Origin of the sequence: Janthinobacterium salmonicoloratum, assembly GCF_051380845.1 — a bacterium.
GTDB classification, from domain to species: Bacteria; Pseudomonadota; Gammaproteobacteria; order Burkholderiales; family Burkholderiaceae_D; genus Janthinobacterium; species Janthinobacterium lividum_F.
The window spans coordinates 150,130-162,054 of record NZ_JBNYXV010000002.1 but is presented as its reverse complement, the minus strand read 5'-3'; the positions used below and the strand labels follow the sequence as shown (position 1 = coordinate 162,054).

The window sequence follows — 11,925 nt, the reverse complement described above, 5'->3', positions numbered from 1 at the left end:
CCTGTCTTTGGTATTTAAAGTATTACTGCGCGTGAGGCCAAGCATGGTGTATGACCGTATCAAACAACAGATGATGGACACCTTGCCCTTCGTGCGGCTGCTGGGGATCAGCATCGACGACATCGGCGCCGGCACCTCGAAGGTGTCGATGCCGGAAGATCCCAAACTGAATAATCACCTGGGCACGCAGCATGCGGGCGCCTTGTTTACCCTGGCCGAAACGGCTTCCGGCGCGGCCATGGCTGGCGGCTTCGCCGAGCTGATACTGGGCTTGCGCCCGGTGGCCAAGGAGTCGCGCATCCAGTACCAGAAGGTGGCCCGGGGCGCGACGCGCGCCGAAGGCCGGGTACCGGGCGACCTGGCTGCCTTGAAGGCGCAGCTGGCGCAGGATGGCAAGGTGGCGTTTCCCGTGGAAGTCGATATTTTCGACGCCGAAGGCACGCTGGCGGCACAGGTGACGGTGGACTGGTACTTGTCGCAGAAGCGATAGAGCGCCACCTCGGACATTCGACAGAACACGAACTTCGTTCAACATCTTTGAAAGAACAAAATGAGCAAACAACTTCAAGACGCCTACATCGTCTCTGCAACCCGCACCCCGATCGGCAAGGCGCCGCGCGGCATGTTCAGAAACACCCGTCCGGACGACCTGCTGGTGCGCGTGCTGCAATCGGCCCTGGCGCAAGCGCCTGGTCTCGATCCAGCGCTGATCACCGACGCCATCATCGGCTGCTCGTTCCCGGAAGCCGAGCAGGGCTTCAATATCGCGCGTAACTCGGTGCTGCTGGCCGGCCTGCCGAAAACCGTGGGCGGCGTCACCGTCAACCGTTACTGCGCTTCGGGCATCACGGCCATTGCCATGGCGGCCGACCGCATCCGCGTGGGCGAAGCCGACGTCATGATCGCCGGCGGCATCGAATCGATGTCGATGGTGCCGATGATGGGCCACCACCCATCGATGAACCTGGATATGTTCAGCGATGAAAACATCGGCATGGCCTACGGCATGGGCTTGACGGCCGAGAAAGTGGCGCAGCAATGGAAAGTGTCGCGCGAACAGCAGGACGCGTTCTCGGTCGAATCGCACCGCCGCGCCATCGCCGCGCAGCAAGCCGGTTTCTTCAAGGCGGAAACGACGCCAGTCGAAATCATCACGCGCACGCCGAACCTGGCCACCGGCCAGGTTGATGTGACGCGCCGCACCGTCGACACGGACGAAGGCGCGCGCGCCGATTCGTCGATGGAGTCGCTGGCCAAGCTGAAACCGGTGTTCGCCGCCAAAGGCAGCGTTACCGCCGCCAACAGCTCGCAGATGTCCGACGGCGCCGGCGCGCTGCTGATCGTCAGCGAAAAAATCCTGCGCGAACATAACCTGACCCCGCTGGCGAAATTCTCCTCGTTCGCCGTGCGCGGCGTGCCGCCGGAAATCATGGGCATCGGTCCTAAATTCGCCATTCCTGCAGCGTGCGCCGCGGCCGGCATCACGCAAGACCAGCTGGACTGGATCGAGCTGAACGAAGCGTTTGCCGCACAGGCACTGGCCGTCATCGGCGACCTGGGCCTGGATCCATCGAAGGTCAACCCGATGGGCGGCGCGATCGCCCTGGGCCACCCGCTGGGCGCCACCGGCGCCATCCGCGCGGCCACCGTGATCCACGCACTGCAGCGCACCAAGCAGAAGTACGGCATGGTCACGATGTGCGTGGGTGCTGGCATGGGCGCCGCCGGAATTTTTGAGCGCGTATAAGCTTGACGGGCTAAAGCAATAAAACAGGGCGCTGCGGGATTACCCCGGCGCCCTTTATCTTTTTGGAGACGACATGGATATTTTGTGCAGCAAGAGCGAGGGCATCCTTACCCTGGAATTTAACCGCCTGGAACGCAAGAATGCGATCACGGGCGCCATGTACCAGACCCTTGCCGATGCGCTGGTGGCGGCCGAGACGGACGACGCCGTGCGCGCCATCCTGATCTGCGGCAAGCGCGAGATTTTCACGGCAGGCAACGATCTCGACGACTTCATGAAGACGGCGCGTCCGAAGGATGGCTCGCTCGACCATGACCGTCCCGTGTTCCAGTTCATGCGCGCCCTGTACGGCAGCAGCAAGCCCGTGGTGGCGGCAGTCTCCGGCCCGGCCATCGGCATCGGCACGACGCTGTTGATGCACTGCGACCTGGTCTACGCGGCCGACAACGCCAGCTTCTCGATGCCGTTCACGCAACTGGGCCTGTGCCCGGAATTCGGCTCCAGCCTGCTGCTCACGCAACTGGCCGGTTACCCGCGCGCAGCGGAAAAGCTGATGCTGGGCGAAGCGTTCCCTGCTAGCGAAGCGCTGGAAATGGGCCTGGTGTCGAAAGTCGTGCCCCTGTACGAATTGATGACCTTCGCGCAAGGCCAGGCCGCCAAGCTGGTGGCCCTGCCTGCCGCCTCCATCCGCGCCACCAAGCGCCTGATGAAGCAAAGCCGCATGGAACCGATGAAGGCCGCCATCGCCGACGAAAACAAACTGTTCAGCGCCATGCTGGGCGGCGCCGAGGCGAAGGAAGCGTTTACGGCCTTCTTTGAAAAGAGGAAGCCGGATTTCAAAAAGTTTGCGTGATGACGGAATAGGCGTGAGGAATGGCTACACTTTCGCGGCGCTGGTGAAGCAAGATGTGCTGGCAGGACCTCCTGCGGACGTGCTGTTCTTTAGCATGCTGGCACTAACACAGCATGGCGTCTGTGTGGCGGCATGCGATTCCATCGACGCGCTGCGCCAACATATGACGGCACAGTCATATTACGTGGCCCACAAACTGGTGATGCATGTGGGCAGGCGCGCCATCTTCAAAGGGCGCCTGGTGCAAGCCAGCACTGCCAATCTGCTGGCATTCCTTGATGCCGCGTTGATTGGCGATGATCTGCGCCCCATGCTGATCGCACCTGTGTTTGCGGGAGCGCCGACGCAGGTGATACACATCGATGACGATATGCGCCATGTCTATGCATGAATGTCCAGTCTGACTATACATGCCGGGTCTGGCCGCGCATTGCCCACGCCCCGAGTAGCAGATTCAGCTTGTTGCCAGCATCCCCGCCAGGATCAGGCCTACGGAGGCGTGCCATTGCGTCTCGCTGGCGGGCCTGCCCGCCAGCGCATAGCCGTGCAGGAAATCGACGAGCGTATCACGGCCGCGCAGGCGGGTTTTCTTGTCCGGCGCGAGACCGTCGACGGCCAGCTCGAACAGCGCCGTAAATCGCTCGGCCACATCGGCTTGCGTCACCAGACCGCGCGCCATCAGGCGCACGAAATACGGCGTGGCGCTGACCAGTTCCAGGTACAGTGCGCACAGCGCGAGCACACGCCGTGGTGGTGACTGGCGCCGTGTAAACGGCGGCTGGAGCGGATCGAGCGCGGCAAAACGCTGCACCATCAAGGCCAGCAATAACTCCTCTTTTCCTGCGTAGTAGTGATACACGGCCATGGCATCGACGCCCAGGCGTTGCGCCAGCGCGCGCATGGAAAACGCTTCGCCTTGCTCTTCCAGCAGGACCAGGGCAGCGTGCAGGATGCTGGCGCTGTCCAGCGTGGGCGCCGCGCGGCGCGGACGCCCCGCGCGGCGCACGGGAGATGCCATGGCTTGAAGTTTTGGGGTTTTCATGGGCATAATTCTACACTGTAGAATTAATTCAAGGAGCACCCATGCAAAAAATTTCTGTCAGCGTTTTTCTCGGCATCAGCATCGATGGCTATATCGCGGGAGAGAATGGCGACCTGTCCTGGCTGGCCGAACTGGCGCCCGACTCGCCTGACGCCACCGGCTACACGGCCTTGATGGATCAAGTCGATACCCTGCTGATCGGGCGCACCACCTATGACGCCGTGCTGGGGTTCGAGCCGTGGCCATATGCGGGCAAGCGCGTGGTGGTATTGAGCCACCGCGACTTCGCGTCGCGCCATGGCGAGCAGCGGCGCGAAGGCAGCGTGCGGGAAGTACTGGAGGAGCTGGCAGAGGAGGGTTGCCGCCACGTATATCTCGACGGCGGCGCCGTCATCCGTGCCGGTTTGCGCGAGGGTGTCATCGACAGCCTGACCTTGTCCGTGCTGTCCGTGGTGCTGGGCAAGGGCGTGCGCCTGTTCGAGGATGGCTTGCCGCGCAGCGACTGGCGCCTGGACAGCACGCGCCAGCTGCCCAGCGGCGTGGCGCAGCTGCGCTATCGGAAAAATTAAACCGCGTTGGCGATGTCGACGATGAAACCGGAATCGTAGCGTTCGTTTTCCGGCGTGCCATCGGGGCGCTTGTAGCCGCAGGGGTTGCACACGACGCGGCAGTCCTGGACGCGATAGTCGAGCGAGGCGTGCATGTGGCCATGCACCCACAGGTCGGCTTGCGCCACCAGCGCGTCCAGCCGCGACGCGAAGGCGGGCGAGCCCAGGTTTGTCGCGTATTGCTCGTCCACCGATAGCATCGAGGGCGCCATGTGCGTGATCACTACCGTCTTGCCATCGAAGGGCTGCGCCAGTTGCTGTTCCAGCCAGGAGCGGTGCTGCGCGTGCAGCTGCGCCGTGTCGCTGGCGCACAGCAGGCGGGGCGTGTCGCCGCCCGTGCTGATGCGCTTGTAGTCGGGCATGTAGGCTTGTGCCGCGTTCAGCGCCTCTTCCTGGCGCTCGGCGCCGAACAGCAGAAAATCCGTCCACAGCGTGATGCCCAGGAAGCGCACGCCATCGAACGTCACGGCATCGCCGTCGAGCAGGCGGATGTTGGCGCCGTGCGCATTCGCGCTGGCGCAGGCGTCGCGCACGGCGTCCTGCATGTGTTCGAGCTGATGGCCATAGCCTTCGTGGTTGCCATGCACGTACAGCACGGGCAGGGCGCCGAAGGTGCGCGCGGCCCAGGCGATGGCGTTGCTGCCCGTATCGATGTCGCCGGCCAGGATCACCACGTCGGGGCGGCTGGCGGCAAGGTCGAGGGCGGGCGTGTCTTCACCCCAGACTTCCAGGTGCAGGTCGGACAGGATCAGCAAACGCATGGCAGTGGGCGCGGCAAGGCGCACGGCAGTCTATGGGCCTCTATCGTAGCGCAAGTCGCCGCGCCCGTCTGCTTGACCGCGCGAGGCTGGCGACGTTACCCTATGGCATCGATTCATACCGCCTATTTTCCTGGAGCCGCATGCCACCCTTCTTCACCCCCAAGACCTTGCTCTGTATCGCGCTGGCCGCCATGGCGCTGCCGTTTGCCGCGCATGCCGCCACGCCCGCCGTCGATCCCCTGACGCAGCCGATCGCCTCGCCCTATGCGGCGCAATGGAACCGCCCGCAGCAACCGGCGCGCATCCACGGCGACACATATTACGTGGGCGTGGGCGGCTTGAGCGTGGTGCTGATCGATACGCGCGAGGGCTTGATCCTGATCGATGGCGCATTGCCGCAATCGGTGGCCGCCATCAAGGAACATATCCTCGAACTGGGCTTTCGCCTGCAAGACATCAAGTTCATCCTGAATACGGAAGCGCATTTCGACCATTCTGGCGGCATCGCTGCCTTGGCCCGCGACAGCGGCGCGCAAGTGGTCGCCAGCCCGCTGGGAGCGCAGGCGCTGCGCGCGGGAGCGGTACTCGCCATGGATCCGCAAGCGGGCGAAATCGATCCCATGCCGGCCGTGGAAAACGTGCGCGAGATCGCCGATGGCGAAACCCTGCAACTGGGCGACGTGACCATCACGGCGCGCCACACGCCTGGCCATACGCCGGGCAGCACCAGCTGGACCTGGGTGTCATGCGAGGATGCCGAGCGTCAGGAGTGCCTGAGCGTGGTATTCGGCGCCAGCCTCACGCCGGTGGCGGCCGATGATTTTCACTACCTGGCCGATGAACGCCATGCGGACCTGACGCCGGCCTTTCGCCGCGTCATGCAGGACTTCGCCAGGCTGCCGTGCGACATCCTGATCTCGGCCCACCCCGACCACTCCGGCGCTGACCGCAAGCTGACGCAATTGCTGGAAGGCGTCACGCCGAATCCCTTCATCGATGCACAAGCGTGCAGCGACTACGCTGCCAAAAATGAAGCGAAGCTCGATGCCCGCATTGCGAAAGAAAAAGCGACTGCGACAAAATAACAACGTTGGCGCATTCGCCATGAAAGTGATTGACGCACTGCAGCATAAGGTGCAGAATCAGCGTCCGCAGTTCAGATTAACCAAACAAGGAAACCCATGTTCGAGCAGGCTGGCAGCAAGTTGACCTATTACTAGCCCCGTGCATGACGCTCGGGGCCATCGGCACATTGCCGATCCCGAGCCGGTGTCCTTCAAACCCCGGTGAGGAAACTCGCCGGGGTTTTTTGTTTTTGGACGACCCCGGTATAAGAACAGGAAATACCGTGATGCCCATGCATCGAGGGTTGAAAGGAAACATCATGAAAATCAAAGTGAAAGCCACGCCCAAGCCGCGCAATCCGCTGGTGGCCGCTGCCAGGCTGCGTGGCGGCGCGGGCGCGCACCAGTCGGAAGTGTCGCCACGGGCGGCGCGCCGGGCCGGCAAGCACCGCCTGCAGCAATGGCTGGCGGGCCGTTTGAAGTCGGACGATTAGCGTGTGCCTAGTTCGACGATGAAGTTCGGGTTGAACTGGGGATTTTGCGGCGTGCCGCTGCGCGTCTTGTAACCGCAGGGGTTAGCTACGACGCGGCACGGGCCGATGCGGTAGTCGCGTGAAGCATGGATGTGGCCATGCACCCACAGGTCCGCCTGCGCGGCCAGCTCGTCCAGGCGCGAGGCATAGGCGGGCGAACACCCCTCGTTGCCGTAGGCATCATCGACCGAGAGCAGCGACGGCGCCATGTGGCTGATGACGACTGTCGCACCATCGAAAGGTTGCGCCAGTTCGCGCGCCAGCCAGGCTTTTTGCTGTGCGTGGAACATGGCCGTGTCGGTCGCGCGCAGCTTGCGAAAGCCCATGCTGGCCAGGCGGATGCGCTTGTAGTCGTTCATGACGGCTTCCGCGTCGCGCATGGCCGCTTGCCGCGTGTCGTCGCCCAGCAGGCGGAAATCCGTCCACAGGGTAGCGCCCAGGAAGCGCACGGCGTTGCCTGCCTGGTCGGTGATGACGTGGCTATCGGCGTCGAGAAAATGCACGTTGTCCGTGGCGGCGCAGGCGCTGCGCAGCTCCTGGCGCACCTTGTCGAGGTGGTGGCCATAGCCTTCGTGGTTGCCATGCACGTACAGCACCGGAAGTCCCGCGAATGCGCTGGCGGCCCAGGCGACGGCGCGGGCGCCCGTGTCGATATCGCCGGCCAGGATGACGGCGTCGGGGCAGCTGAGCGTGAGGTCGCCCTGCGGCGCTTCGTCGCGCCATAACTCATGGTGCAGGTCCGACAAGATCAATAAACGCATGCGGTATCCAGGCGATTCGAGAGTACGCCATCGTACCTGAAAACCCTCACTCTTCCTCCAGCGCGGCGAAGCTGTGCGCCAGGTAGTCGATCAGCGCGCGCACGGCCGGCAGCAGGCCGCGCCGCGAAGGAAACACGGCGTGGATGATTTCGCGCTGCGGCCGCCATTGCTCCATCAGCGGCAGCAGGCTGCCATTGGCCACCTGTTCGGTGATCATCATGGTCGGCAGCTGCACCAGGCCCACGCCGGCCACGGCCGCGTCGCGCAGGGTCAGCATGTCGCCCGTGACGAAGCGCGGCACGTGGCGCAGCTGGGCGCGCGCGCCATAGGGGCCGTACAAATCCCACTGGTAGTGCTGTTGCGGCGCGCCCAGGGCCAGGCTGGGCCAGTCGGCCAGGTCGGCTGGCGCTTTCGGCAGCGGCGCGCCGGCGAACAACAGCGGGCTGCCCACCATGCACTGGCTGCGTTCGGCCAGCACGCGCAGCACAAGGTCGCTGTCGGGCAGCGGCGGCGGACGCACGCGGATGGCCACGTCGATGCCCTCGGCCACCAGGTCGACGCGGCGGTTGCTCGCTTCGAGCAGCAGGGTCACCTGCGGATGCTCGCGCATGAAACCGGCCAGCATGGGCGCCACCAGGGAGTGCAGCAGGGCGATGGGGCAGGACAGGCGCACCGTGCCGCGCGGCGCGGCCCGCGTCAGTTCGATCGCTTCCTGCGCCGCCTCCGCTTCCACCAGCATGGCCTTGCAATGCTCGTAAAACGTCTGCCCCACGTCGGTGACGGAAAAATGCCGCGTCGTGCGCTGCAGCAGGCGCGCGCCGAGGCGCTCTTCCAGCAGCGCGATGCGCCGGCTCAGTTTGGATTTCGGCATGCCCAGCGCGCGCCCGGCCGGCGCGAAACCGCCATGGTCGACCACTTGCACAAAGTAATACAAGTCATTCAGATCCTGCATGCCGCCTCCTTGATCGTTCTATTTTTAGAACGCTGATGGCATATTTTACCGTCTACCGGCTTCATCGTTGCAAGCGTATTCTGTTTTCATCGTAATGCAAACCCCAACAGGAGATCGAGATGAACACAGTCACAGGTATCTACAGCGCACCCCGCCAGCACTGGGTCGGCGACGGTTTCCCCGTGCGCTCGATGTTTTCGTACAACGGCCATGGCAAGCAGCTGAGCCCCTTCCTGCTGCTCGACTATGCCGGCCCTGCCGAATTTGCGCCTGGCACTCGTCCGCCCGGCGTCGGTTCGCACCCGCACCGCGGCTTTGAAACGGTGACCATCGTCTACAAGGGCGAAGTGGCGCACCGCGATTCGACGGGCCAGGGCGGCGTGATCGGCCCCGGCGACGTGCAGTGGATGACGGCCGGCGCCGGCATCCTGCATGAAGAGTTTCACTCGCCTGCCTTCACGCAGTCGGGCGGCACCCTGGAAATGGTGCAGCTGTGGGTGAACCTGCCGGCCAAAGACAAGATGACGGCGCCCGGCTACCAGGCCATCACCAGCGACACCATTCCCACGGTGGCGCTGCGGGACGGCGCCGGCTCGGTGCGCGTGATCGCCGGTGATTTCGATGGCCAGCATGGCCCGGCCCGCACGTTTTCGCCGATGCAGGTGTGGGACATGCGCCTGGCCCAGGGCAAGCTGACGGAGCTGCCCGTGACCAAGGGCTGGAGCACGGCGCTGATCGTCCTGCACGGCACGGTGCTGGTGAATGGCGAGAGCGTGGTGCGCGAAGCGCAGATGGCGCTGTTCGAGCGCGATGGCGACAGCATCACCATCGAGGCGAACAACGACGCCGTAGTGCTGCTGCTCAGCGGCGCGCCGATTGAGGAACCCATCGTCGGCCATGGCCCCTTCGTCATGAATACTGAAGCGGAAATTGCGCAGGCGTTCGAGGATTTCAACAGCGGCCGCTTCGCCCGCATCGCGACGTAATTTGTGTAGTTAATTTGTGCAGTACCCATGCCGCATCCCGCGGCATGGTTTTTCAGGAGACCACCATGAGCACCCCCGCCAACTTCCAAGGTTTGCCACCGATGATCGATCCCGACGACGCCGTCATGTTGCTGATCGACCACCAGAGCGGCTTGTTCCAGCTGGTGCGCGACATCGAGCAGCACGTGCTGCGCGGTCACGTCACGGCGCTGGCCAAGCTGTCGCGCCTGGCCAACATGCCCACTTTTACTACCGCTTCCGTGCCCGACGGCCCGAACGGCCCCCTGATCCCGGAAATCCACCATTTCAACCCGGACGCCGTCTATATCCCGCGCACGGGCCAGATCAACGCCTGGGACAATCCGGCCTGGGTCGAAGCCATCGAAAAGACGGGTCGCAAGACCTTGCTGATCGCCGGCACGCTCACCAGCGTGTGCATGGCTTTTCCCACCATCAGCGCGCTGGCGGCCGGCTACAAAGTGTTTGCCATCATCGACGCCTCGGGTAACTGGTCGAAGATGGCCACCGACATCACCATGGCGCGCGTGACGCAGGCCGGCGCCGTGCCGATCGACACGTATGCGGTGCTGGCTGAAGTGATGAGCACCTGGAACCGCGCAGACGCGATGGAATTCGCCGCCATCATGACCGACCATATCGTGCCGCCGTACCGTGCGCTGATCGAAAGCTACGACAAGGCGCAGGGCGTGCAAAAGAATGGCCGCGAAACGAAACTGGAAATCCTCGAGGCGGCATCGAAGGGCTGACCTCCGCTATGGTGCTTCGTAGCTGTTGCGTATCGCCGCCAGCACGCCGCGCTGTTCCAGGCGCGTGATGGCGGCGTTCAGGCGCGCCAAGTCGGCGGCGCTGGTCGTGCGCGCATTGAGCATCAGGTGCACGGGGGCGCGCAGGGCCAGGAAGGGCAGGATGCTCAAGGCGACGCCCTGCAGGCGCGCTTCGTGGCGCACGGCCAGCACGTCGCCCAGCAGCAGGTCGGCGCGGCCCGCATCGAGCATGCGCACGCCTTGCTGGAAGCTGCCGAACGCATTCAGGCGGCCGGCCTTTTCCAGCGTCGGCCTGGCCGCCGCATACTGCGCGCCATACCAGCCCACCTTGGGCGCCAGCAAGGTCGAGTTGCCGCGCGCGAGCTGCGCGAAGCTGGCGATCTGGCGGTGGCCGCCGGGTGCGCCGGATTTGCTGAAGAGGCCCACGGCTTCGTCGCGATACGCGATGGAAAAGCGCGCATATGACTGGCGTTCCGGCGTCTCGGACGCAGCCAGCATCAGGTCCAGCCCCCCTTTCTGGAACAGCAACTGGCGCCGGGCGGTGGGCAGTTCCGGCAAGGTGACCAGGGTGCACCGGGCTTCCTTGAAAATGGCTTTCAGCAACTCCAGATCCAGCCCCGTATAGCGGCCCTGGGCATCGTGGTAGATATACGGCGGCCACTGTTCCAGCGCCATCGTCATGCGGCAAGCCATGGCGGGCAGGGCAGATACGCCGAGCACTGCCGCAAACAGGAGATGGCGCATGCGCATATGGGGACTTCCCTGGAGTTTCAACTTGATATTCAATTTGCCAGAATGGCCATGGAAGTCAAGGGCTGCGGCTGCTGAAGCCCGGCCAGATTCGCATTTCCTCGATATGTGCGCGTTTTTTGCAGCTTGCCCCCATGGGTGTCGCCGCCGGCACGGCGAACACCGTGCAGTGTAATCGGCTATAGTGGCGCGGTGCCAACACTGCCCCGTAAAGGAAGACCGCTTGACTGCCCCGCTCGAGATCGCCGCCAATGTATTGATGACTGCCTCCATCATCCTGGCTGGACGCAATAATATTCATTCCTGGTGGATCGGCATGGTCGGCTGCGTGCTGTTTGCCGTGCTGTTTTTCCAGGTCAAGCTGTACGCCGATGTGATGCTGCAGCTGTTTTTCATCGTCACGTGCGTCATCGGCTGGCTGCAATGGCGGCGCGGCGCTGGCGGCAAGCCGTTGCCGATCACGCGCACGGGCTGGCGCAGCCTGGCCTGGGTGGTGCCGGCCGGGATCGCCTCCGTGGCGATCTACGGCATGCTGCTGCACCGCTTTACCAATGCCTACGCGCCCTTCATCGATTCGGCAGTGTTGGTATTTAGCATCATCGCGCAATTCCTCCTGATGAGCCGGCGCATCGAAACCTGGGCTTTCTGGCTGCTGGTCAATACCGTGGCCGTGCCGTTGTATTACAGCCGCGGTCTGCACCTGACGGCCGTGCTGTATGCGGCCTACTGGGTCAATGCCCTGATTTCCTGGTACTGGTGGAGCGTGCAGGCCCGCCGCGCGGCGCCTTCCACGGCGATTGCCGACGCCTGATATTGCCATATGCCAAGTCCTTAGATTCAAATCGTATATACAATCAATTTTTAATTCGTTCACGCCAAAAAGACGCCGGGATATAGTGGCCTTTCCCCGCTTACCGGTGTCTTTTATGTTGCGCTTTACCCTTTCTGCCTGTTTTTACGCCGTCCCGCACCAGCTGACCATGCAATGCATGGCGCAGTGGATGCCGGTGCGTGCCCGTCCACGCATCCCCTAAGTCATCCCATCCATTTCGTTGTCGTTTGCCCGCTGGCCCACCCGGTCCG

Annotated in this window: 15 protein-coding genes; 10 read left to right on the top strand and 5 right to left on the bottom strand. The window is 63.6% G+C overall.

Annotated features, from left to right (window positions below):
• Nucleotides 1–43 precede the first annotated feature (43 nt).
• The 4 genes from ACQ4WY_RS13885 (at nucleotide 44) to ACQ4WY_RS13870 (ending at nucleotide 2,991) form a co-directional block, all read left to right on the top strand.
• On the top strand, nucleotides 44–490 hold the full coding sequence (locus ACQ4WY_RS13885) for a PaaI family thioesterase (protein ID WP_070305557.1): 447 nt from the start codon (nucleotides 44–46) through the stop codon (nucleotides 488–490).
• 60 nt (nucleotides 491–550) lie between these two features.
• Nucleotides 551–1,747 (top strand): acetyl-CoA C-acyltransferase, encoded by a 1,197-nt coding sequence (locus ACQ4WY_RS13880; protein WP_035824191.1) that lies wholly within the window; start codon nucleotides 551–553, stop codon nucleotides 1,745–1,747.
• Between the two features lie 73 nt (nucleotides 1,748–1,820).
• Nucleotides 1,821–2,600 (top strand): enoyl-CoA hydratase, encoded by a 780-nt coding sequence (locus ACQ4WY_RS13875; RefSeq protein ID WP_071079693.1) that lies wholly within the window; start codon nucleotides 1,821–1,823, stop codon nucleotides 2,598–2,600.
• Nucleotides 2,593–2,991, top strand: coding sequence for a hypothetical protein (locus ACQ4WY_RS13870; RefSeq protein ID WP_436504628.1), 399 nt, complete (start codon nucleotides 2,593–2,595; stop codon nucleotides 2,989–2,991). The genes ACQ4WY_RS13875 and ACQ4WY_RS13870 overlap by 8 nt, the downstream gene beginning before the upstream one ends.
• 63 nt (nucleotides 2,992–3,054) lie before the next feature.
• Here ACQ4WY_RS13870 and ACQ4WY_RS13865 read toward each other — a convergent pair whose 3' ends face one another.
• The gene (locus ACQ4WY_RS13865) at nucleotides 3,055–3,642 is read right to left on the bottom strand and encodes a TetR/AcrR family transcriptional regulator (protein WP_436504627.1); all 588 of its coding nucleotides are present in this window, start codon (nucleotides 3,640–3,642) and stop codon (nucleotides 3,055–3,057) included.
• A 41-nt stretch (nucleotides 3,643–3,683) separates the two neighbouring features.
• Between ACQ4WY_RS13865 and ACQ4WY_RS13860 the strand changes: the two genes are divergently transcribed.
• Nucleotides 3,684–4,211 (top strand): dihydrofolate reductase family protein, encoded by a 528-nt coding sequence (locus ACQ4WY_RS13860; RefSeq protein ID WP_436504626.1) that lies wholly within the window; start codon nucleotides 3,684–3,686, stop codon nucleotides 4,209–4,211.
• On the opposite strand, the gene ACQ4WY_RS13855 is transcribed toward ACQ4WY_RS13860, so the two are convergent.
• On the bottom strand, nucleotides 4,208–5,011 hold the full coding sequence (locus tag ACQ4WY_RS13855) for a metallophosphoesterase family protein (protein WP_436504625.1): 804 nt from the start codon (nucleotides 5,009–5,011) through the stop codon (nucleotides 4,208–4,210). The genes ACQ4WY_RS13860 and ACQ4WY_RS13855 overlap by 4 nt on opposite strands.
• Nucleotides 5,012–5,151: 140 nt before the next feature.
• Between ACQ4WY_RS13855 and bla the strand changes: the two genes are divergently transcribed.
• Together bla and ACQ4WY_RS13845 are read left to right on the top strand one after the other, a co-directional pair.
• Complete coding sequence (bla, locus tag ACQ4WY_RS13850) at nucleotides 5,152–6,096, top strand: subclass B3 metallo-beta-lactamase (protein ID WP_436504624.1); 945 nt, start codon at nucleotides 5,152–5,154, stop codon at nucleotides 6,094–6,096.
• A 299-nt stretch (nucleotides 6,097–6,395) separates the two neighbouring features.
• Complete coding sequence (locus ACQ4WY_RS13845; protein ID WP_436504623.1) at nucleotides 6,396–6,569, top strand: hypothetical protein; 174 nt, start codon at nucleotides 6,396–6,398, stop codon at nucleotides 6,567–6,569.
• Here ACQ4WY_RS13845 and ACQ4WY_RS13840 read toward each other — a convergent pair.
• Both ACQ4WY_RS13840 and ACQ4WY_RS13835 read right to left on the bottom strand, forming a co-directional pair.
• Nucleotides 6,566–7,369, bottom strand: a complete 804-nt coding sequence (locus ACQ4WY_RS13840) for a metallophosphoesterase family protein (RefSeq protein ID WP_436504622.1) — start codon at nucleotides 7,367–7,369, stop codon at nucleotides 6,566–6,568. The genes ACQ4WY_RS13845 and ACQ4WY_RS13840 overlap by 4 nt on opposite strands.
• A 46-nt stretch (nucleotides 7,370–7,415) precedes the next feature.
• On the bottom strand, nucleotides 7,416–8,321 hold the full coding sequence (locus ACQ4WY_RS13835; RefSeq protein ID WP_436504621.1) for a LysR family transcriptional regulator: 906 nt from the start codon (nucleotides 8,319–8,321) through the stop codon (nucleotides 7,416–7,418).
• Nucleotides 8,322–8,440: 119 nt separating this feature from the next.
• On the opposite strand from ACQ4WY_RS13835, the gene ACQ4WY_RS13830 reads away from it, so the two are divergent.
• Both ACQ4WY_RS13830 and ACQ4WY_RS13825 read left to right on the top strand, forming a co-directional pair.
• The gene (locus ACQ4WY_RS13830) at nucleotides 8,441–9,307 is read left to right on the top strand and encodes a pirin family protein (protein WP_436504620.1); all 867 of its coding nucleotides are present in this window, start codon (nucleotides 8,441–8,443) and stop codon (nucleotides 9,305–9,307) included.
• Nucleotides 9,308–9,372: 65 nt separating this feature from the next.
• Nucleotides 9,373–10,074: an isochorismatase family protein gene (locus ACQ4WY_RS13825; RefSeq protein ID WP_207780966.1), complete on the top strand. Its 702-nt coding sequence runs from the start codon at nucleotides 9,373–9,375 to the stop codon at nucleotides 10,072–10,074.
• 6 nt (nucleotides 10,075–10,080) lie between these two features.
• On the opposite strand, the gene ACQ4WY_RS13820 is transcribed toward ACQ4WY_RS13825, so the two are convergent.
• Nucleotides 10,081–10,836, bottom strand: a complete 756-nt coding sequence (locus tag ACQ4WY_RS13820) for a substrate-binding periplasmic protein (RefSeq protein WP_436504619.1) — start codon at nucleotides 10,834–10,836, stop codon at nucleotides 10,081–10,083.
• 229 nt (nucleotides 10,837–11,065) lie between these two features.
• On the opposite strand from ACQ4WY_RS13820, the gene pnuC reads away from it, so the two are divergent.
• Nucleotides 11,066–11,653 carry a nicotinamide riboside transporter PnuC gene (pnuC, locus tag ACQ4WY_RS13815; RefSeq protein WP_436504618.1) on the top strand — a complete coding sequence of 196 codons (588 nt, stop codon included), beginning with the start codon at nucleotides 11,066–11,068 and terminating at the stop codon, nucleotides 11,651–11,653.
• Nucleotides 11,654–11,925 lie beyond the last annotated feature (272 nt).

What these genes read in the sequence shown, in the direction of transcription:
- ACQ4WY_RS13885 (WP_070305557.1), top strand. Translation starts at nt 44, where the DNA reads ATGGTGTATGACCGTATCAAACAACAGATGATGGACACCTTGCCCTTC.
- ACQ4WY_RS13880 (WP_035824191.1), top strand. Translation starts at nt 551, where the DNA reads ATGAGCAAACAACTTCAAGACGCCTACATCGTCTCTGCAACCCGCACC.
- ACQ4WY_RS13875 (WP_071079693.1), top strand. Translation starts at nt 1,821, where the DNA reads ATGGATATTTTGTGCAGCAAGAGCGAGGGCATCCTTACCCTGGAATTT.
- ACQ4WY_RS13865 (WP_436504627.1), bottom strand. Translation starts at nt 3,642, where the DNA reads ATGAAAACCCCAAAACTTCAAGCCATGGCATCTCCCGTGCGCCGCGCG.
- ACQ4WY_RS13860 (WP_436504626.1), top strand. Translation starts at nt 3,684, where the DNA reads ATGCAAAAAATTTCTGTCAGCGTTTTTCTCGGCATCAGCATCGATGGC.
- ACQ4WY_RS13855 (WP_436504625.1), bottom strand. Translation starts at nt 5,011, where the DNA reads ATGCGTTTGCTGATCCTGTCCGACCTGCACCTGGAAGTCTGGGGTGAA.
- bla (WP_436504624.1), top strand. Translation starts at nt 5,152, where the DNA reads ATGCCACCCTTCTTCACCCCCAAGACCTTGCTCTGTATCGCGCTGGCC.
- ACQ4WY_RS13845 (WP_436504623.1), top strand. Translation starts at nt 6,396, where the DNA reads ATGAAAATCAAAGTGAAAGCCACGCCCAAGCCGCGCAATCCGCTGGTG.
- ACQ4WY_RS13840 (WP_436504622.1), bottom strand. Translation starts at nt 7,369, where the DNA reads ATGCGTTTATTGATCTTGTCGGACCTGCACCATGAGTTATGGCGCGAC.
- ACQ4WY_RS13835 (WP_436504621.1), bottom strand. Translation starts at nt 8,321, where the DNA reads ATGCAGGATCTGAATGACTTGTATTACTTTGTGCAAGTGGTCGACCAT.
- ACQ4WY_RS13830 (WP_436504620.1), top strand. Translation starts at nt 8,441, where the DNA reads ATGAACACAGTCACAGGTATCTACAGCGCACCCCGCCAGCACTGGGTC.
- ACQ4WY_RS13825 (WP_207780966.1), top strand. Translation starts at nt 9,373, where the DNA reads ATGAGCACCCCCGCCAACTTCCAAGGTTTGCCACCGATGATCGATCCC.
- ACQ4WY_RS13820 (WP_436504619.1), bottom strand. Translation starts at nt 10,836, where the DNA reads ATGCGCCATCTCCTGTTTGCGGCAGTGCTCGGCGTATCTGCCCTGCCC.